This is a genomic window from Azospirillum sp. HJ39 (assembly GCF_041507355.1).
GTDB classification, from domain to species: domain Bacteria; phylum Pseudomonadota; class Alphaproteobacteria; order Azospirillales; family Azospirillaceae; genus Azospirillum; species Azospirillum thiophilum.
The window spans coordinates 24,143-43,319 of record NZ_CP167908.1 but is presented as its reverse complement, the minus strand read 5'-3'; the positions used below and the strand labels follow the sequence as shown (position 1 = coordinate 43,319).

Annotated in this window: 22 protein-coding genes; 9 read left to right on the top strand and 13 right to left on the bottom strand. The window is 62.8% G+C overall.

Going from position 1 to position 19,177, the window contains the following annotated elements:
• Position 1: 1 nt before the first annotated feature.
• The 8 genes from ABMY26_RS07460 to ABMY26_RS07425 form a co-directional block, all read right to left on the bottom strand.
• Positions 2–1,279 carry a TrbI/VirB10 family protein gene (locus tag ABMY26_RS07460; RefSeq protein ID WP_372395337.1) on the bottom strand — a complete coding sequence of 426 codons (1,278 nt, stop codon included), beginning with the start codon at positions 1,277–1,279 and terminating at the stop codon, positions 2–4.
• Positions 1,280–1,305: 26 nt separating this feature from the next.
• Positions 1,306–2,241 carry a TrbG/VirB9 family P-type conjugative transfer protein gene (locus ABMY26_RS07455; RefSeq protein ID WP_372395336.1) on the bottom strand — a complete coding sequence of 312 codons (936 nt, stop codon included), beginning with the start codon at positions 2,239–2,241 and terminating at the stop codon, positions 1,306–1,308.
• A 186-nt stretch (positions 2,242–2,427) separates the two neighbouring features.
• Positions 2,428–3,078 carry a type IV secretion system protein gene (locus ABMY26_RS07450; RefSeq protein ID WP_085084764.1) on the bottom strand — a complete coding sequence of 217 codons (651 nt, stop codon included), beginning with the start codon at positions 3,076–3,078 and terminating at the stop codon, positions 2,428–2,430.
• 178 nt (positions 3,079–3,256) lie between these two features.
• Positions 3,257–5,260 carry a type IV secretion system protein gene (locus tag ABMY26_RS07445; protein ID WP_372395335.1) on the bottom strand — a complete coding sequence of 668 codons (2,004 nt, stop codon included), beginning with the start codon at positions 5,258–5,260 and terminating at the stop codon, positions 3,257–3,259.
• A complete protein-coding gene (locus ABMY26_RS07440; protein WP_372395334.1) occupies positions 5,260–5,985 on the bottom strand; it encodes a hypothetical protein in 726 nt (241 codons plus the stop codon). Before ABMY26_RS07440 ends, ABMY26_RS07445 begins: the two co-directional genes overlap by 1 nt.
• Positions 5,955–8,405: a hypothetical protein gene (locus ABMY26_RS07435; RefSeq protein WP_372395333.1), complete on the bottom strand. Its 2,451-nt coding sequence runs from the start codon at positions 8,403–8,405 to the stop codon at positions 5,955–5,957. Before ABMY26_RS07435 ends, ABMY26_RS07440 begins: the two co-directional genes overlap by 31 nt.
• Before the next feature lie 3 nt (positions 8,406–8,408).
• Positions 8,409–8,639 carry a hypothetical protein gene (locus tag ABMY26_RS07430; protein ID WP_372395332.1) on the bottom strand — a complete coding sequence of 77 codons (231 nt, stop codon included), beginning with the start codon at positions 8,637–8,639 and terminating at the stop codon, positions 8,409–8,411.
• Positions 8,640–8,676: 37 nt separating this feature from the next.
• Complete coding sequence (locus tag ABMY26_RS07425) at positions 8,677–9,021, bottom strand: hypothetical protein (RefSeq protein ID WP_372395331.1); 345 nt, start codon at positions 9,019–9,021, stop codon at positions 8,677–8,679.
• Between the two features lie 501 nt (positions 9,022–9,522).
• Between ABMY26_RS07425 and ABMY26_RS07420 the strand changes: the two genes are divergently transcribed.
• The 4 genes from ABMY26_RS07420 (at position 9,523) to ABMY26_RS07405 (ending at position 11,466) form a co-directional block, all read left to right on the top strand.
• Complete coding sequence (locus ABMY26_RS07420; RefSeq protein ID WP_372395330.1) at positions 9,523–9,858, top strand: DUF736 domain-containing protein; 336 nt, start codon at positions 9,523–9,525, stop codon at positions 9,856–9,858.
• A 125-nt stretch (positions 9,859–9,983) separates the two neighbouring features.
• Positions 9,984–10,253 carry a hypothetical protein gene (locus tag ABMY26_RS07415; RefSeq protein ID WP_372395329.1) on the top strand — a complete coding sequence of 90 codons (270 nt, stop codon included), beginning with the start codon at positions 9,984–9,986 and terminating at the stop codon, positions 10,251–10,253.
• Positions 10,254–10,303: 50 nt separating this feature from the next.
• Positions 10,304–11,149, top strand: coding sequence for a hypothetical protein (locus ABMY26_RS07410; protein ID WP_372395328.1), 846 nt, complete (start codon positions 10,304–10,306; stop codon positions 11,147–11,149).
• Positions 11,146–11,466 carry a hypothetical protein gene (locus ABMY26_RS07405; RefSeq protein WP_372395327.1) on the top strand — a complete coding sequence of 107 codons (321 nt, stop codon included), beginning with the start codon at positions 11,146–11,148 and terminating at the stop codon, positions 11,464–11,466. The genes ABMY26_RS07410 and ABMY26_RS07405 overlap by 4 nt, the downstream gene beginning before the upstream one ends.
• A 59-nt stretch (positions 11,467–11,525) precedes the next feature.
• Here ABMY26_RS07405 and ABMY26_RS07400 read toward each other — a convergent pair whose 3' ends face one another.
• Complete coding sequence (locus ABMY26_RS07400; protein ID WP_372395326.1) at positions 11,526–11,891, bottom strand: hypothetical protein; 366 nt, start codon at positions 11,889–11,891, stop codon at positions 11,526–11,528.
• Positions 11,892–11,991: 100 nt separating this feature from the next.
• Between ABMY26_RS07400 and ABMY26_RS07395 the strand changes: the two genes are divergently transcribed.
• The gene (locus ABMY26_RS07395; protein WP_372395325.1) at positions 11,992–12,354 is read left to right on the top strand and encodes a hypothetical protein; all 363 of its coding nucleotides are present in this window, start codon (positions 11,992–11,994) and stop codon (positions 12,352–12,354) included.
• Between the two features lie 20 nt (positions 12,355–12,374).
• Here ABMY26_RS07395 and ABMY26_RS07390 read toward each other — a convergent pair whose 3' ends face one another.
• A complete protein-coding gene (locus ABMY26_RS07390; RefSeq protein ID WP_372395324.1) occupies positions 12,375–12,596 on the bottom strand; it encodes a hypothetical protein in 222 nt (73 codons plus the stop codon).
• Positions 12,597–12,655: 59 nt separating this feature from the next.
• On the opposite strand from ABMY26_RS07390, the gene ABMY26_RS07385 reads away from it, so the two are divergent.
• Entirely contained in the window at positions 12,656–12,784 is a 129-nt protein-coding gene (locus ABMY26_RS07385) for a hypothetical protein (RefSeq protein ID WP_372395323.1), read from the top strand.
• Positions 12,785–13,313: 529 nt separating this feature from the next.
• On the opposite strand, the gene ABMY26_RS07380 is transcribed toward ABMY26_RS07385, so the two are convergent.
• On the bottom strand, positions 13,314–13,634 hold the full coding sequence (locus ABMY26_RS07380) for a hypothetical protein (RefSeq protein WP_372395322.1): 321 nt from the start codon (positions 13,632–13,634) through the stop codon (positions 13,314–13,316).
• Between the two features lie 201 nt (positions 13,635–13,835).
• On the opposite strand from ABMY26_RS07380, the gene ABMY26_RS07375 reads away from it, so the two are divergent.
• The 3 genes from ABMY26_RS07375 (at position 13,836) to ABMY26_RS07365 (ending at position 15,636) form a co-directional block, all read left to right on the top strand.
• Positions 13,836–14,513 (top strand): recombinase family protein, encoded by a 678-nt coding sequence (locus tag ABMY26_RS07375; protein WP_372395321.1) that lies wholly within the window; start codon positions 13,836–13,838, stop codon positions 14,511–14,513.
• Positions 14,514–14,894: 381 nt separating this feature from the next.
• Complete coding sequence (locus tag ABMY26_RS07370) at positions 14,895–15,020, top strand: hypothetical protein (RefSeq protein WP_372395320.1); 126 nt, start codon at positions 14,895–14,897, stop codon at positions 15,018–15,020.
• Positions 15,013–15,636, top strand: coding sequence for a hypothetical protein (locus ABMY26_RS07365; protein ID WP_372395319.1), 624 nt, complete (start codon positions 15,013–15,015; stop codon positions 15,634–15,636). The genes ABMY26_RS07370 and ABMY26_RS07365 overlap by 8 nt, the downstream gene beginning before the upstream one ends.
• A gap of 162 nt (positions 15,637–15,798) precedes the next feature.
• On the opposite strand, the gene ABMY26_RS07360 is transcribed toward ABMY26_RS07365, so the two are convergent.
• Positions 15,799–16,782 carry a DsbA family protein gene (locus ABMY26_RS07360; protein WP_372395318.1) on the bottom strand — a complete coding sequence of 328 codons (984 nt, stop codon included), beginning with the start codon at positions 16,780–16,782 and terminating at the stop codon, positions 15,799–15,801.
• Between the two features lie 31 nt (positions 16,783–16,813).
• A complete protein-coding gene (locus ABMY26_RS07355) occupies positions 16,814–19,165 on the bottom strand; it encodes a tail fiber domain-containing protein (RefSeq protein ID WP_372395367.1) in 2,352 nt (783 codons plus the stop codon).
• Between the last annotated feature and the right edge of the window lie 12 nt (positions 19,166–19,177).

Here is a 19,177-nt window from a genome sequence, read left to right as displayed (position 1 = left end):
TTTACCCCTCAATGAATACAATGTCGTTCATCGGGATGATTTGAACTCGACTGCCAACCGGAACCGTCATGATCGGCGACAGGTCGAGGTTCTTTTCCAGGACCCTTTCTGTCGCCTTTGACATGTTGTCGGTCATGTTCTGGACGCCCTGCGCCACCAGCTGGTTCTGCACGCTGTTGTTGGCGCCGATCGCCGCCAAGGCGCCGATGGAGGCGGTCACAAAGGCCGCGCCGTACCGCTCCCAATTCCGGTTATCGACATCGCCAACCAAGCCAGTGGCGCCCGACTGGTCGGCAACGTCCGCTTCGGACAGCAGTCCGGACACTCCGTCCGGCCGAATGAAGCGGCCGCACCGCATGGGAAGCCGCGTGTCGCCTTCGCGCTCCAATTTCTTGAAGCGGCAGATGAACTTGGTCCCTTTTTCGATAAGGATTTTCCGTCCGTCGCCGCCGAAAATGTGAGCGTCGGCCACCAGGATGGCGCGGCCTTCCAGCTGCGAAACCGTGCGGCTTTCCAGGATCGCCCCAATGTAGCGGTCAGCCGTAATCCGCCGCGAGCGGTCGACAGGAAGCGTGGTCTGATCGTCCTTCAGCCGGAGGCGGCCGTAATCGCGATCCCGTGGCGGCCCGCTAGGCTCTGCCGGCGGCTCTTGATCCTCCTCGACCGGAACCGGCCCGCCCCGCAGGCGCTCCGCAATGCCCTCCTCCCCAAGCGCCGCCAGCAGACGGTCTATCTTCAGCCGCCTCAGCTCCGCCGAGGTGGGAGGGACCGGAGGGGGCGGCACCTCGATCTTCTCCACTCGCGGGGGCGGTGCCGGCGGCTGTGTCACCAGCATCACCCGCGCCCATTCCGACAACCCGCCAGCCTTCGACCGCACGCGCAGCGCCACCGAACCCCGGCCACCTTGCGCCGGCGGCTCATACTGCAGTGCCCCGCCGTCCGTTGGCGACACGGCCACCGGCACGCCCGGCGCAACCGGCGCGCCGCGCACAATCAAGCCCCCGTCCCCCTCCACCTGGACCTGTACCTCCGACACCTCATCGAAGGGCGTCAGGTCGAACAGGGGGCCAATGGCCACCAGCTGGCCAACGGTCGCGCTGCGTGCTGACACCTTCGCCACCGCGATGGCCGCCGGTGGCGCTGCCAACGGCGCCACCGAATAGAGATCCGACATTCCGCTGCGCTTTTCCGGCACGGTCGGTGCCGGCTTATCCTCGTTCTTCTCCCAGCAGCCGGCCAAAGTCAGGCCGACCACTGCACAGGCAGCAGACTGGAACACCCAGCGCCGCCATGGTCGCCGCCCTCTCACCGGTGCACGTCCCCGTAGTCGGGAGCCAGCCGCAGAGGCTCCCGCGAAACTGTACCGGCCCGAGCAGGCGCGGCGGCCGCCACCGGCCGCGGTGTGACTTCCGGCGCCGGCGCCGCATCCGTGCGCCGGATGCACACCACACGGCGCCCATTGCGCAGGGTCAACCCTTCAGCGACAGGGCTTTCCACGATCAACGTGTTCCCTTTGACGCGCGTGTTGACCGGCGTGTCAATCCGATCAACGACGCGCTGCACCACGGGGAGGTCGACCGCCTCGAACCGGTCGCCATAGTGGAGATACGTCCACTGACCATCGGAAAAGACAGCGGATGGGGCAATGGACTGATCGCCGCTCATCGTGAAGGCGAAATCCAGCTTCTGCGCGTCGAAAGGCGCATCTCGCAGGTAATCCGTCCGCCCATCAGCTGCAGCGCCGCCCGCAGCGCCGGCCGATCCGCCCGCCGGTGGCCCGGCATAGTTCAGCGGTGCCCGCTTCTCGATGTAGACGACTTCATCCGGTACGGACGAGCTAAGATCGTTCTCGACCACGGCATAGAAGGCATAAATGACGCCGGAATCACCGATGACCGTCAGCGTGGTATCCCATCCCGCGTGCCCTGGATTGAGCGTGAGGATCCGGCCGCCGGCACGCGGCTGGACGGACAGCGCTTCGCGCGACCCTATGTCGACCTGTTGCTTGATGTTCGAGACAGTTTCCCAATCGGGCAGCACGATCAACGTGTGTGCGCCTTCGCGCAGCCGCAGCTTTTCCTCAATGTTGCGGTCATAGCGAACCGTCCTGATCGCTTCGCCCGGCTGTGCCTTTTGCCAGGATTTCTGAATACGCCCCGCCGGAGCCCGATCACGGACCAGCTTTCCGAAATCACCGTTCATCTGATTGAAGATCTGATCGACGTTGAGCAGATCGCCCACGGGATCCGCTTTCTGCCGATTACCGGCCGCTGGTGACGGTTGCGCGGCACCAGCGGCCCGGCTCTGATCCACAGCAGGCGCCCCCGGTGGAAGCCCGCTTGCCGATCCCGCAGCCTGAGCGCCGGCGGAAAAAAACGCACACACACTCACAGCCAGAGCGACTTTGCGACAAGTCAACACTGCACTTTACTCCTTGGTATTCTTTGGTGCGACGTCGTAGAAGGTGACGACGTTCCCGTATGGATTAAGAAGGGCATCCTCGAAGCGCACGCTTCCTTTTTGCGTGTCCATGACGACTGTCGCAATCCAGCTGCGCTTATTGATTTCTTGACCCTTTTCTTTATCGATTTGTTCGAACTCGATAAGGTAGGTCCGTTGCCGCCCAACACGGCCAGCCTCTGGCGACGCCACAATGCGAATTTCGCGCGTCCGTCCCCGCTGGCGCATGGTCTTGTAATAAGAGCCTTCCTTGTCCACGAGCGACTTGAAGTCTTCGCTGACTTTTTCCGACGCCAGCCACGACGCCTCGACCCACCTCGACGCTTCGGTCTGCAGATCGAGCGACTCCCGGAGCATGACGTATCGACGCGCCAGGGTCAGAGCCACCCGATCGTAGGTCGGCATGTCGGTTTCAGCATTCGTCACGCGGAACACGCGATTGGTCGCGAGGTCCGCAGTGATGAAGAACGGTTTCACCTCTACCCGGTTGGCCATTTCCGCCACTGCCGCAACGAGCGTCGCGTTGCCGAACGCCTGTCCGACATTGATTGCGATGCTCGCCAGCAGCACCCACACCAGGAGCCTGTAGGGTTGTCCTTCGTCGACTGGCCGGGGCATTTTCAAACCGTCCGGCCATTGACGTAGAAAGCAGGCCCGCAGGCGCAGGGGGAGCGCGGGAACTCATCGCGGCCTCGCCCTACACCCACCGGCTCAGACGAGGTTGCCGGTAACAGCGAACACCCGCCCAGCACGCCGGCAGCAATCGCCAGCATCCCGAGACGCACCATAAAACGCCTCATCGCCATCTCCTTGTGTATTGCGATCGCACAGGGGCACCACGCGGCGGGATCACTTCCGCCACCCCTACGCCGTTCGTGATCCGTGCCCCGTAACCGCCGCCACCAGCTCTTGGCCCCTGCGGCGCTACGCGCGGACTGGCAAAGCCGCGGCCTGTTTCACCGCGGCCGCCGTCGCCTGTTGCTTCTGAACCACGGGAGCCTCCCGCTCCGTCGCGGCCCGGTAGACCTTCAGTGCCGGACCCATGTCCGGCAGGACCGGCGCCCGAGACATTTCCGCGCGTAGAATCGTAGCCTCCGGCACGTTGGACGCCGGGCGCTACGCCACTCGCCCCACCCGCTGCACCGCTCGCCAGATCGCCCCCGCGCCCACTTGCGCCGGCTGCCGCAGCTGCTGCCCCCGTTCCCGCCGGCACTGTTGCGCCGCCCCCGCTTTCGCCGCGAGAGCCGACACCGCCGGACGCTTCAACGCCGCGGCTCCCCATATCGCCGCGCGAACCGACGCCGCCGGACGCTTCAGCGCCGCGGCCCCCCATATCGCCGGTGCGTCCACTGGCTCCGCTGCCGACAGCAGATGCACCAGGAGCCGCGCCAGAGGTCGCAGGAACGCCCCGGCCGGCCATTCCCTGCATGCCGCCGGTGCCGACCATTGACGGGACGGCGGCTTGACGGAAGGCCGGAGATGCGGCCGACCCCGGCGCGGCTGGTCCGCCAGTCGGCCCGCCCAACTGCCGGGGGCCAGCGGAGCCGCCTGGACCCGGCAGCGCACGAGCCGGTGCCGGTAACGCGGCCGTCCGCCCGCCCAACTGTGGAGAACCACCGCCGCCGATCATCGGTCCCCCACCCATCGGACCGCCGCTTGGTCGACCGCCGCCACCAGTCGGGAACGGCCCCTGCCAATCCAGTGGCCCGTTTCCCAGCATCTTTACCGAGGACGACGGCGGAGCGATGGACGGTGGAGGGGTTGCCGGTCCAGGTAGGCTAGGCGCACCACCCCCGCCGCCCCCTTGACCCCCCTGACGTCCCCATTCCGATGGCGGGTTCACCCCGCCGGCGAGCCCTCCGACGAGCTTTGCCGCGCCCATGGCGCCGCTCGCAACCGTCATGGCGGCCTTTCCCACAGCCGCCGCGCCGGCCAATTGCGCCGCCGAATTGCCGTGGAACTCGATAAGCTGCCCCGCCCACCCTTGAGCTTTCAGGAGCATCAGCAGCATGAAATACCCGAAGAGCACGAGGCCGATATAGCCCTCGCTCCAGATGAACCCCTTAGCGTCGCGCCAGCCGCCCGTGCAGCTGCCCGGCACCCATTTCATAAAGGTGCCCAGCAGCCCCATCATGAGGCCCATCAGCGCCGCCGTGATGAGGATTGCGCCGGCCGCTTGTCCCAGCATCTTCGCGCCGTTCTTTGTGATGCTGCGTGTCGGCTTGAACGCCAGGAAGCCAATCAGCAGGGGGCCGAGCGCCTTCACGATGAAGAGGACGACCAGGACCTCAGTAAGCAGCAGAAGGAATAGAAGCAGCGCGACGAGATAGGGGAACCCCATGATGATGGCGGCAACGATGGCAGCAAGGCCGAACACGCCGGCATCGCGGATCATCTGCAGACCAAGGTTCACGACGCACAACAGGTTGGCTTCTACAGTCCGCAGAACCCCGCTCACGTCCCCGCTGAACCCGGCAACACTCGCTTGTGTCATCAACACCTGAGCGCCGTTGAACATGAAGGTTCGAACGGGATCCACGATCCAGTCGTTGAAGAATGCAGTGCTTGAGATCGTCTGCGCACAGAACGCATAGATCAGAAACTGGAACACGCCCTCGGAGAAGGCCGCATTGCCAGTAGCGATCATTCGCAAGAAATAGAAGCAAAGGGAGACGCCGACGAAAACATCAAAGGCATTCTTGACCGATGGCCACAACGCTGTATAGGCGCGCTCCCCGTAGCTAACCTGTGCCGCATCAAATAGCGTAAATATTTCGCAGGTAAGGCAAGCTGCCGCCATTACCGCACGCCTACCCGATCCTGTCCCATGGTCATGACAATGGGGATCTGTTGCAGGCTTTGAGTGGTCTGCACCTCAAGCAGAGACGCGAGAAGCAGGTTAGTTGTCTGCTGCTGCGTCAGAAGCTCTACCAGAAGCCGGTTCGTGATGTTCACTTGGCTGGCGCCGCTGACCGGACTCTCAGCAAGGACCGCGCTCGCAAGCAGATCGTCCCGCGTACGGCGGTTCGACTGCTGATACAGGCTCATGGCCATACCGCGCTTCACAGCCTCTTCAGCTGCAACCGTCCGCTTGGTTTCAATGTCCTTGGCCACCCCCTCAGACAGCGAACCGTCAGGCGACGCGACTGTGAAATACTCCTTTTCCACCATCTGCGCGCCCTCACAGAGCGTTGGAAGGTTTAGATTGTAGTTCCTAGAGCTAAAGCTGAAGAGGCAACTTCCGATTTCATTGATAAGTCGTGTCGGATTGCGCGCGTAGTCGATTGCCATGTCACCAACATGGCCCACGAAGGTCACGTAGCTGTTGATTTCGTTGTAAGTGTCCATAACAGTTTGGAGTTCTTCTTTTGCCGTCTTTCCGATGGCAATCAGCTCAGCCCATGTGGTCGCGTCGATCACCGGCATGTCGGCGCGAGCCGTGCCGGCAATCGCAACCATGGCCACGGCACCGGCAACGCCGGCGCGCAGAGCCTTCAGTCCATATTCACGAGTTCTTCCACCCATCGCTCGACCCCGTATTGACGTTGCAGTTGCTGCATGAGCAGCGATTCATCCGGCCCGCCGCGATAGACGCGGAGCGCACCGCCGAGACAGGAAAGGTCCGTGTCCAAGATCACGGTTTCCTGTCCCTTCTTGACCATCACCCAGCGCCGCAGATGCTTTGTCAGACGGCTTTCGCGTCGGATCGCGCGGAACTGTCCTTCGGTTAGGTTCAAGTGCTTATAGTCTTCCCAGGAAGCGCTTTCGTTCGGAAACAGGAAAAATGTCGGGCAACTCTCAATGATTACATGCCCGATCCCTGTATCGAACACTGATTTTACAGTTTGGAACGCCAAGTTTACGGAGCCGCGTGCTTTTCTCTGCTCAAGCAATAGTTTCTTTGCCTCCGCAGCAAAGACGGGATTGCTCAGAAGGCGTGGTGCCTCATCAATGAACACAAGGTGCGGTCTGTTGCCTTCGCGTGCGACTTGGCGGATGCGATGCATGATGTAGCCAACAGCCGCCGCAGTCGCGGCCTCGACCTCAAACAGATCGTCCATTGCAAAGCCGAACAGGCGGCGTTCCGTCAGATCCAGCGTATCCCGCTCCGCATTGAACAGCGCGCCGACACCATCTTCTGCCGCCCAGCGTTCCAGTCCTGACCGGAGCCGCCCTTGGTGCGGGAAACAGTCCATCGACTGTCGCAGTATGCGGCGGGCTGCCGGCACGTCGCGGATCATCCTCAGCGCGGCATTCGCCTCCATATCCGCTTCGGCGCTGTCGTCAGCAGCCAGCATCCGCAGCCACTGATTCAGGAAATCCGCGTCACGTTTGTCTTTGAAGTGCTGCAGCGGATTGAGCCCCGCTTCGCGGCGGCCGAGGTGGATGTAGGATCCAGGAGAGACGGCCTCGCAAAAGACGCGGCACCCCTGCCCGGAATCGAACAGGTAGGCTGATACCCGTTCGTGACGAAGGGCGCCGCCGGCCAGGTGCAGCCACAGCGCCGTCTTGCCGGCGCCTGTTCCGCCGACCGTCAGCGAGTGTGCAGCGACTGGACCCTCCGTTGCGGTGTGCAGCTGCAGCGCGTAGGGGCCTCCGGTTCGCGTCCGGAACAACCGGATTGCCCCCGGCCCCCAATCGCAGGACGCCATTCCGGTGGGCTCGGCCTCCCATGTCATCAGCCCAGCCAAGTTTTCAGCGGACAGCCGCCGCGGTCGCGAGAAAAGACGCACCGCCGGAAGCCGGCTGCGCCAAAGATATTCGATCGCTCCCGCTTCCGTCGCCGCTTCATGACCGCAGCTTTTGACGATGCTGCGCACCACGCCGAGCAAATATTCTAGCTCATCCTCCGTTTCCCCGTAGACGAACACGGTCAGCTGATATTTCAGAAAGCTGTCTTCATCGGATGCAACCTTTTCAATGGCGGTGGCGAAGTCCTGACCAGCGGCGCCAGATTTGTAAAACAGCGCAACTTGCTTGCGATCAAGATCCAGCGCGCCGACAAGCGTGTCCTGTGCAAAGCCAACGACGTGCGACAGGACTTCAACCCGCCCAGGGATCTGCATGATCGACCGCAGCATCCCCGGCCCGTCTTCAATGCCCCATTCCTTCACCGACACAGCCGCAGCCATGAACTGGCGGCCATCCTCTCGGAACAGCACCCGGCCCGCAGCGCTGTTGAAGCCCACTCTCATGGCCGCCAGCCGTTCGCCGAGGTTATCGCTTGCCTGAGCAACCTCGCACGGCCGACCGTTCAGGACCGACGCCCAGAAGGACAGCAATTCCGACCGCGGTTCATCATTGCACAGCACCCGCGGGCCCCACGCGTCCAGGCCCTCGACCACACGACGCGTCGCCTCCACCATTACCTTGGGGGCATGCGCCCCCGAAACCTGCAGAATGAGATAGTGTTCATTGACATAGACGCGTGAGAACGACGCGGACCAAAGGTCGTGGATATGCTGAAGGATTGGTTCGGCGTAATCCGCTTCGTTCGAGGCCCCGACGCTTTCGCGCCGACTGTAGGCCGTCACATGACACCCCAGCGCCGCGAGGTCACGCCACATGTCGTGACGCTGACGCTCCAACTGCGCGACGCCTTCCGGTGTCACCGATCCATAGTCGACCCCCGCAAGTCGCAGCACTCGGATCCGCGTACCGTCCTTTGCTACGAGCAGATCGCCAAGTTCGCCCTCGATCCTCACCCCTTCGAAAAGATCCGCAGTCCGCTTCTCAATGGGCGCGCGTGGAAGCCGCTTTGCTGCCGCAAGAGCGCCTACAGCAACCGCCCCCCCCACACCCAGGATACCGGCGCCTTGGATAAGGCTCTCTGTTGCGATCGCTGCAGCCGGCCCAGCCAGTGAAGCCACTGTTGCGACAAGACTCCCAACGCCGGTGACGCCAACGGCGACCCCCGCGCCGACAGCAAGCGACTTTCCCGCCATCAATCAACTCCCGCTGTACCAGTGGCCAGCTTCACCATCCAGTGCCGGCGCCGCCTTGCAGTGGCGCCGGGCAATCCCGATGGACATAAGGTCAGGATCGCGCTTCGTAAGAACTACGGCGATAGCCTGACCAATGCCGAAGATAACGAACGCGATAAAACCGTTAAGCGTCATGAAATAAACAAATATCGTGACGCCTAACGCGACGTAGGTTATTTCGCGGGTTGCGCCCATGAGCCGGGCAGGCCGCGCGACTGACCTTAAAATCATCTTAATTCGCCGACGCAATCCAGCTTTGGATCGCAGGCACGGTGTTGATCCCGGCGCCGCCCGCGCCGGTGAGCATCATCCACTTCCAGTCGGCTTTGTTCATGATCGTCATCGCCAGCTGACCGGCTAGGACAACGCCGATCACCGCATTGATGATGGTGACCATGTTGTTCCGCCCACTGGTCGCCTTCGCGACAATGCCGCTCGTGGGATCCGCCTGCGCGAACGCTTCCATGCCCGGCATCGTCATGACCGCGTAGGCACACAGCACACCGAGCGCCAGCACCCACACCTTCCCCTCCACACCGGCTTCCGTCGCCGGTTTGTGGCTACGCACGTTAAGCATCTTGATGCCTCTCATTAGACGATTAGTAGGCAGACCATAGCGACTAATCGACAAAATGGCTAGAAGGACGCTAGAGTGTGGTACCGCAAACGAGTTGCATACGCGGTTATGCAGCCACTCGCGCGCGCCAACATCGTTAACCTTTCGTTTACGTGGAAACCGTCACCGATGATCGTCCGCAGGAACTTCAAGATCCCCGGATCGCTGACCGGTCGGACCGCCTACCTTCACACCGGCTTGCGCCATCTGCTTTACACGCAGGATCCGAAGCAACTCCCCCCCGATCCACGGGTGAACTGTTGGCTTCGTCTCCACCAAAGTACGCTCAATGCAATCCGCACTTTCGCGACAGAGCACAAGATGGCTGAACGCGACGTTGTAGCGGCCGCGCTTGTCGAAATCGACAACGTGGCTGTGCTTCTGCCCGATCCAGAGCGTCCACTACCTTTTGGGCACTCTCGCAATCTTGCTCTAACCGACACTTAAACTTCAGGGGTAGAAATGACTTGCATCGGCTCTTTCAAAGAAACTGGAGACGGGTGGGCCGGAAAGATCACCACCGTCACATTCAATCGCGCATGCGCGCTGCAGCGAAACGAAGCGAAGAGTGCTGATAGCGAGCAGCCTGACTACCGCGTGGTGTGTGGGCCGGCCGAAATTGGCGCCGCTTGGATCAAGAATAACACCGAAGACGGCCGCCGCGTCGTCTCGGTTCGCATCAATGCCCCTGTCGCCGGAAAGTTCAATGCCTTGCTGGTCGAGGATAAGCCTTCCGTTGATGAAGATGAGGGCGAAACCAGAACTACGGCCACAGCGCAACTCTACTTCAGGAACTAGATTCATGGCGCCCCGGCTCAAATCGGGGCGCCTCCAACCGCCGGCACGGTGTCCCCCGCAGTGACTGAACTTTTCCGCCAACTGTCACCCGGCAGCACCGATCCGTATTATCACCGGAGAACCCCATGTCAGAACAGTTCGCCCCCGTCATCACCGTACCCAAGGCAGATACGGTAACCGTACCTACCCAGGTCGCGCCCTTCGCAATCTCCGAAACCTATCTCGTCAGCCGCGTTAATCTTGGCTCTTTCGGGATCTTGCAGTTTGACTCGATGCTGATCCGCGTGGACGCGACCGGCGCTTTGCGCCGCCGGATCGCAGCGGCGCTGAACGCCGATCCAGCATTGGCGACCGCCATCCAGCAGGCGGCGTTCAGCCCGGCCGACAAGCCCTAACCGACAGGCTATCGCCGATCCATCAGCCCCCTGTCCACCGAGGCTTTCCCATGCTGCAGACCGTCACCGACTTATTACCCGACCAACGCGTTCAAAACATTCTGGCCGCCTACTTCGCCCTGTCGCGCGTCATCAACCCGACGCGGCTCTACGGCACCCCTGCGCAAATCTTCGGGCATCACACCGCCGCAATGTGGTCGCCGGCCGACGTGGAAGCGGTGCTGAATCTGAACGGGATTTTAGCCCACGGCCTGGAAAGCTTTCTCCATGTGACGAACATTGATGTAGAGGGGCTGAACGAACAGTTGCGATGGCTTGTCCAACGGTTAGCGTTTATCGAGATTCCCCGAACCATCTACCTTCATCCCGAATGGAAGAATTTCTGTTACGAGGTGGACGAGCGGTTGATGGGCTTGCCAATGCCGCCGGATCCAGCTTCAGCAAGTGCCCCTGTGCCTGTGGTCAGGATCGCAACCATTCCCACTGCGTCCGAGACGCCGGCCGCATCGGCGAAGCAGACGAAGTCCACTATCCGGACACTCGCCACCGTTGCCAATACCGCCATTGGCAGCGTTCTGCGGATTGCCGCAGCCCTTTATGCCTTCACAGCCTCATGGGCAAAGTGGTTCGCCATCGGACTGGCGGTCTCCATCTTTTACATGGCCTGGTGGAGTACCGGCCCGGCGGAGTGGTCAGCGCTTGCCACGAAATGGAATACCATCAGCCCGGCGGCTCAGCTGGAACTCGTGAGAAAGCTGCTACATGCACCCTTCCCTGTCGCAGCCGCTTTCGCCAGCGTAATGGCCACAGCCGGCGCCTTTTTGCGAATACTTGCCCCGCTAAGCTCCGTCGTAATGCGTCGTCCTGCCGCCGATCGCGGCGAGGTGCAGCCGTGAGCCGCTTCCAGTTAATCAGCAACGTGCCCGGCACCACCGTACATGTCGGTTGGGATAATCCTCTCCAAACATTCTTCGCACACGTTCAGAAAGCCGGCCGCAAGGCAACGGACGAGCCGCAGACAGTGCTCTGGATTGGCACCGAGCCGAGCGAATGTCTCGACGTTCAGGATCTGCAGGAGCACATCCTACCATGGGCAAAACTCCCGCCCGGCACAGCTGCCGAATTGGAACGCCAACGGGACAAAGCAAGAGGGCCAACCCAACTCCAAGCGCAAATGTTGAATGTTGTGCGACTGTCCCAATACCGCCGCTGAACACGTTAGGGGCGGCTGTGGCCGCCCCTACCGCATCAGATCGCCCTTAGCTCTGTGTCCTATTTCTGCATCGTGTACCCATCCGAGCATCGCAGTTCTTGACCGAGCGGCCCCATTGTTACGCCGGTCACGCTGCCGTTGACGCACGCGTAAGCCTGCCAAACCTCTTCCCGTCCGTCCGGAAGTCGGACAATGGCACGGTGCAGCGTGTGAGGGTCAGACAGGAGAGTCTGCATGGATTTGCCGTCAGGCTCCGACTCCATGACCATGATCGGCTTGAACGCGGCCCCAGGTTCCGGCTGCGCCGACACAAATATCGTGGCGCGCACGGCCGGAGCAGCGGCTTGCTGTGCCGACGCATACGAACCAATGCCACCCGTCATGGCCGCTGCAAGCAACGGAATAGCGAGGAAACGGATACCCATAGAAAGCCTTCCGACATGACCGCTACAAGAGTATGGCTTTATACACCAACCCGCAGGTGTTTTCGCTGTGATTCCGTCATCCCTTGAGGGCCGTCTGTTCTTGGCCGCAATCGGCCTGTTGCTGATCCTTATCGCTCTATCCATCCTAGGTGAACGCACCTTGGCGCTATTCGGCGGTGATCGGATCCTTGCTGCCCGCTTTTACAAAACGCTCTATGTCGCACTCGGCGCCGGCATGCTCAGCTGCGCCTTGCCGGCACTGGTGACGGGCTTCGCCACTCAGCTGCGCGCGCTGATCGTGCGCGCTCGAACCTCCGGCATGTGGACGGACGCCCTGTTATCCGACCGCATGCTAGAGCAAGCGCATACTGTCAGCCTTGTCCTTGCCTTCCTGACTGCCGTCGCTGGCGTCGTCGCGGCAGTGCTGGTGTGGTGCGGCATCATGTGGCCTTCCGAGCCCTGAAGCCACACCCCTACCCCAATTCAAAACCCCGGAACCACCGCACTCGCTACTTCGTCGCCATCGGCGCCAACGAGCTTCCAGCACGTAAAGTCCGGGCCAGGATCGTTGACGCCCGACGCCTCGACCACCAGGAACACGCCGCGCAGCGCGACATCCTCCGAAAAGCCGGGGCCATCTGGACGCGGTGCGGTAGCCGCTTTGAACAGCTTGTCCGGATCTGTGATACGGCTTAATTCGTACATGGTTCTTGCTTTCAGCAACGCGGCTTTCAGTGCACGGATTTTACAGCGCGCATGCCTGAATGCGCGAAAAATTGGATCGCCGCCGGCACGCCGGCGAGGTGATCGCCCAGGGCGGCGCCGTCGAGGTTCAGCTGCAGGACCTGGAGGACGCGGTGGCCGACCGGCCGGGGCGCCGCTGGCCAGCCTGATCCGGATCGCCGCCGGCACGCCGGCGAGGTGATCGCCCAGGGCGGCGCCGTCGAGGTTCAGCTGCAGGACCTGGAGGACGCGGTGGCCGACCGGCCGGGGCGCCGCTGGCCAGCCTGATCCGGATCGCCGCCGGCACGCCGGCGAGGTGATCGCCCAGGGCGGCGCCGTCGAGGTTCAGCTGCAGGACCTGGAGGACGCGGTGGCCGACCGGCCGGGGCGCCGCTGGCCAGCCTGATCCGGATCGCCGCCGGCACGCCGGCGAGGTGATCGCCCAGGGCGGCGCCGTCGAGGTTCAGCTGCAGGACCTGGAGGACGCGGTGGCCGACCGGCCGGGGCGCCGCTGGCCAGCCTGATCCGGATCGCCGCCGGCACGCCGGCGAGGTGATCGCCCAGGGCGGCGCCGTCGAGGTTCAGCTGCAGGACCTGGAGGACGCGGTGGCCGACCGGCCGGGGCGCCGCTGGCCAGCCTGATCCGGATCGCCGCCGGCACGCCGGCGAGGTGATCGCCCAGGGCGGCGCCGTCAACCATCAAAAGAGGCTTTTCCAATTTGCGGTAGCACGCGCTGCGGCAGTATCGGCAGTTGGCCAAGTGAAAGCAGCAATCGTGTGTCCGGCCGCTTTTTCGATACGATAGCTAACCATCGCTGACCCATTGGTTTTGTCGAGTCCGCTCACAATTGCGGCCTTTATTTTAATAGGGTCATTTTCATTCGACAAAAAGGCAATGGTTGTCTCGGGTCCGGCGGGTGGAAAGGTTATTGTTCCTCCGAGTGCTTGCAGCGCTTTGCACACCGAGTCATTCGGGGCGCGAGAAGACGGATTGTCGTAGGTAATGGCGAAGCGCTTCATTGGGTACCTCATGTTTTGGACATCCCCAACATGGATATGCAATTTTTGACATACAACCATTTTGCATTAAAAACGATCAATTCCACGCCGTGATAGGATCTTATTCCCGATTCATTCCTATGCTTTTGGCTGGGGATGCCCTCGCTTGTCGGGCTGTGATGCGGTCAGTATGCTCAAACCAAACGTTCCTTTGGTTTTGATATGCCCTCACCAGCCCACGTCTTCATCGCCTACTACCGCGTCTCGACGGTCAAGCAGGGAGCCGCAGGCTTGAGTATCGAGGCGCAGCAGCGCGCGGTGGCGGCCTATGTCGCCGGCCGCGGCGAGCTGGTCGACGCCTACACGGAGGTGGAGAGCGGAAAGCGAAAGGACCGGCCCGAGCTTGCCCAGGCACTGACCGCATGCCGCAAGCGCGGTGCAGTGCTCGTGGTGGCCAAACTAGACCGCTTGGCGCGCAACGTCGCGTTCATCTCCAGCTTGATGGAAGCTGGCGTCGATTTCGTAGCCGTCGATTTTCCGGAGGCCAACCGGCTGACCCTGCACATCCTTGCGGCCGTTGCCGAGCATGAGCGCGAGGCCATCGCCCAGCGCACGCGCGCCGCCCTCGCTGCAGCCAAGGGCCGGGGCAAAAAGCTTGGGAACCCGGCGTTGGGGCATGACGGCGGTGCACTCGCCCGCCAGGGCGGCGCTGTCCGGCGAGAGCGCGCCGACGCGCGCGCCGCTGAACTGGTGCAGCAGGTGGATCGCATTCGCGCCGCCGGCCGCACGACCTATGCCGGGATCGCACAAGCGCTGAACGATCTAGGAATCCCAACACCACGCGGCAAGCGATGGCACGCAGCGACGGCCCGGCGCCTCATTATCCGTATGACGCCATAGCCCGCATCGAAAAAGCACCGCTTCAGCCGTCCTGCGCATGATGCACGATTGCATCCGTGCTTGGCATCACGCTACGATCCCCTCATGCCGTTTCGACGGTTTCAATTTTTCGTATTAAAAATTCATCGGTGCATGATGGCACGTAAGACCCGCGATTTTGGCGCCCTTGCGGAAGGGTTGGCCAACCTTAGAGGCCCGGCGCAACAGCCGGCGCCCACAACGCCCCCAACAGAGATTAGCCCCCCACGGGCGGAACCTGCGCCACCCGCCCCTGTCGCGTCTGATACGACACCCTCCCCGGCTTCCACCCCTACGCCCCGCGGCCGTGGTCGACCGCCGGAGGACACCGAACCGCTGCAGTTGCGGATCCCGCGAACGCTCATGCGCCAGTTGGTGCGCGAGGCGGCCGACGCTTCCGTTGAGGCAGGCAAGAACATCACTCCGCAGCAAATCATCCTGCGCATTCTTGAAGCGCGTTATAAGACGGAGGGCCAGAACCGTGGCTAAGCTGATCGCCACCGCCGGCAACAAGGGCGGCACCGGGAAAAGCACGTTAGCGCACCTGATCGGACACGGTTGCGGCAGCCTGCCCCATCCCATTGATGCCGTGGTCATCACCACCGACGACGAGGACGAACCAATCAGCGGCCAACGCCGCTATCTTCCACTCGACGGCCGAGATCTCAGCCTACTGCCGCCCATGCTGCAGAAGCTGGACGAGCAGGAGCGTTTACTCATCATCCTTGACGGCGCAGCTGCCCGACCGGAACTCGACAAGCTGGTGCAGTCCGTCGCTGACTTGGTGGTACTGCCCTACGGCGCCTCGATCCAGGAGGCACAACGCGTGCTGAAGGATCTTGAACGTCTGCCTGGAGCCGTCGCACTCCCGAACCGGTGGCCAACTCACCCCGACGTCCAGAAGCGGGCGAAACGCTTCCTTGAAATGGTGCCGGCCGACCGTCGCCTGCCGCCAATCTCAGCCTTGAGTAGAGTGGACGAACTACTCGACGCCACAGCCTACAGCCGCGTGGCGACGCCGCTATCCCGCCGCGCCCAGCAGCTGGTGATCGAGGTGCTTCACCGAATGAAGGTGCACCCGTTGGATATGGCCGCCAAGAATTGATGATTTTATCAAATCATCAATTCACGATGGCATAACGGATTGATCCTATACGCGCGTGCGACTTTGGAATTTTGCGTCGTCGCATTCGTTATGCCGTTTTTTCCGGGTCTGCTGCGCCACCGGCCGAGTAGGGCAGGGCGGCGCAGTATGTTCCGTTTTCTTTCAGGGAGTTGCAGAGCTTGCCTGCGGCTTGCCCCGCACTTCCGCAACCTTCGCCGCCAGTCCTTCAGCCGTCAGTGCCATAGGGACCATCTCTGCGCCGATGGCGAACGTCGGCGTGCTTTGGATCCCGAGGGACGACGCTTCAGCACGCGTTTCCGCCAGGGCCTTGTTCACTTCCGGGCTTTCCATGTCGCGCTTCAGCCGCTCGCCATCGAGGCCGAGCGTCGCGACCATTTCCTCAATCATCGCCGGCTTCAGATCGACACCGTGCCCGGTCTTCATTTCCATCAGCGCATGGTGCACGTCCAGGTAACGCCCTTGTTCGCGAGCCGCCAGTGCGACACGCGCCGCCAGCACGGACGATGGTCCCAAGATCGGCATCTCCTTGAACACCACCCGCACTTTCGGATCTATCGCCAGCAGTTCCCGCACCCCAGGCTCGCTTTGCTGGCAATAGGGGCACCCATAATCCAACCATTCGACAACAGTAACGTCCGCCTCGACCGCGCCGACGCTGATTCCGCTTTCGACCACCTTCGGCAACATCTCCGCGAGCCTTCGGTTGCGCTCAGCTGCAGCCTGCTGTCGCTGCTGTTCCTGCGCGCGTTGCATGGCGGCCGCCACCAAACCCGGCTGTTCTGTCAGGAGCCGACGCACCGCAGCGTCCAGATCTGCGGCGCCAACGGCCGCCTCCTGCCCCTGACCAGCTGGCGACGCCGGCGCCGATGTGACCGTCCGAGGTTGTTCGGGCGCGGTTGGCGCCGATCGGGGCAGGCTCGCTGCGGTAAAGGGCGAACCCAACCTTCCGTCGACGCACTGCCGGTATACGGGGCCGCCGTTCATGTCGACGGCCCCCAGCTGCAGAAGCACCGTCCCGTCCGGAACGCCCAGCCCTTCGACCGCGCAAACCTCGCCACCTAATGCAGCTGAACCGCTGAACAGTGTAACGAACGCAGTTGCGCGCAGAGTGTTTGCCAACATCATTTGAATCTTACCCCGTCATTACTGAGATTTTTTAGTAGTTCCAATCAATGTCGATCCGTGAGTTCGAGCATCCGCTTCCGTTGCAGGCTGATACATCGAAAGTCTGTGTACAGCCGCGCCGGGATCCGTCGTCGCAGAAAGTCACATCGAAGCCACCGCCAGTCGACCAGCCGGAGGACTGCCCCGCCAGGGCGCAAGAACCCGAGAAGGACTGTGACCCATTGAAACTCTGGCTGACAGACACTGCGATGTGCCTGCAACTCCCCCCCCACCTATCGTAACTCCAGCTGATCGAAGGGGGCGGCGTGCAGCCTTGCGTGTTGCATGCTTGACTGGTAGTCCACGACCCACCGCAGCCGTCTTCCCAATAGACTGTCTGACTTCCACCGCCGCAGCTTGCCGAGCAGCCGCCATAGCCGGTGATGCGAGAATTAGGCGTGCAGCAGGATTGCGTGTTGCACGATTGCGTGTTCGTGGTCGACCCCCCGCCGCAATAACTGGGATCGACGGCAGTACTGCCGGCGACGCCCGTCTCCGACCGCTGGCACGTCCGGGTTTGCGACTGTGTGCCGCCGCCGCAGCTTGCCGAGCAGCCGGACCAGCCGGACCACCCCGACCAGGAGTAGGTGTAGCAGGCTGCCACCGTCGCCACGGCCGCAGAATTGCTGTAGGCCGACGTCCATTCTGCCGCCGACCCCAGCGGCACCATCATGGCCAGAGAGCGCGTGTTGGTGAGCCGCTTGCAGACCCCGAAGGCCGTGACATCGAGTGTCGCCCCGGCCGGAATGCACCGCATGCTGCCGGGCATGCTTGGACAGCTTTGCGCAGCTGCAGGCGCCGACCATCCCATGATGCCGGCCACCAGCGGGATCGCCAGCCCCACCGCCAGCATCACACCAAACCATCCCCGCCGGCGCAGCCCCCAACCCAGCGCACCCAGCAGGCACGCCCCCATCGCAGCCGCGAGGCACGCCAGTCTCAGCGTTACCGCATCCTGCCGCGCCCGCAATTCGTGTAGCGCCTGGACGAGTACCGCGGTCAGGTTTCCATAGGCCACGCTCCGCAGCCCGTCCGGACCCACACGCACGACCTCCGGCAACACTTTCTCGACGGCTTCCGCGTTGAAGCCGATTTCGCCTTCAGCGGTGGACAGGCGCACATACCGCAACCCTTCCAACCGCTCGACCAGTCTCAGCGCTTCATCCGCCGGAATCGCCCGCATGTCCGCCTTCAGCCGCGGGTCGGACGAGTAGAGATAGCCCGCCGCCGATATGACTTGGTTCGTTGAAGCACCGCGGGCCGTCACAGTCTGCAGCGTGTCAGCCTCGACCAAGCCAATTCCACCGCCGCCACCGGCAACCAGCGTCGACGGCGCGTAGCCCGAACCATTCCACTGCAGCACCTGACCCGTGGTCGCGCCGTTCGCCTGGACCGGAACCCCGTCAAGCATGTCCGCGTCCAGACCCGACCCCGCGCCATCGTTCGCCGTCGTCCACACGGTCGCCCCGTTGACGGTCAGGCTGCTGAAGTTGCCGAACCCTGCCGTGGTCGCTCCGATGCTGACGCCGTTCAGCGTCCCGCCGGACACCTGGACGGCGCCGGCGACCTGCCACGCCAGGGAGTCCGCCGGCGCGCCCTGCAGGATCGCCCACCACGCACCGGCCGCCGTTGAGGCCGAGGTGCCGCCGTCACCGATAGCCAGCGGTTGCCCGAGCGTCAGCTTGCCGACCGCCGCTTCTCCGCTGACCGCCAGCGACTGGGATTCCACGGCCCCATTCACGCGGAATGTCGATCCCAGACCATCCGTGCCGTACTCCACCGTCTCCGGCGCCGTGGCCACCAGAGGCCCAGCCAGTTGCATGGATTCCGCCACCGACACGCGCCTCACTGTGTCATCGCCGCTGGCGTTGCCGGCGAGAGCCGACGCGCAGGAGGTTTCCAACAGTCCGTTTTCGCCGGCCATAATCAGCGCGAAAAGCGGTGCGGCGTTGAGTTCGGTCGGAACCGACGTCCCAGGAATGAGCCCAGCCAATTCCGGTTGCGTACCCCGCACTCCGTTGTCGACCGCGCACACCACCAGCGGCGCCCCCCATACATCCAGTTTCGGCGCGCCGCTGGAGGCCGCGATGTACCAGCCGCCGGCCGGCAGGACCGGTTCGCCCGCCACTGCAGCCCGCAACAGCGTCACCTCCGGTACCGCATCGCCGTCTAGATTTGTGGCTTCAGCCGCCAGCTGCTGAGCGGCCGACGCCATAATCTGCCGGTTCTCCGCGTCCAACTGAGCGCTCACCATGCCGCCCAGCATCACGACAACGACGGTTGCGGAAACGGACACCATCAGCCCAAGCAAAGCGAGGCCGCCCAGGATCACCGCAATTAGCATCGGGAATCTTCC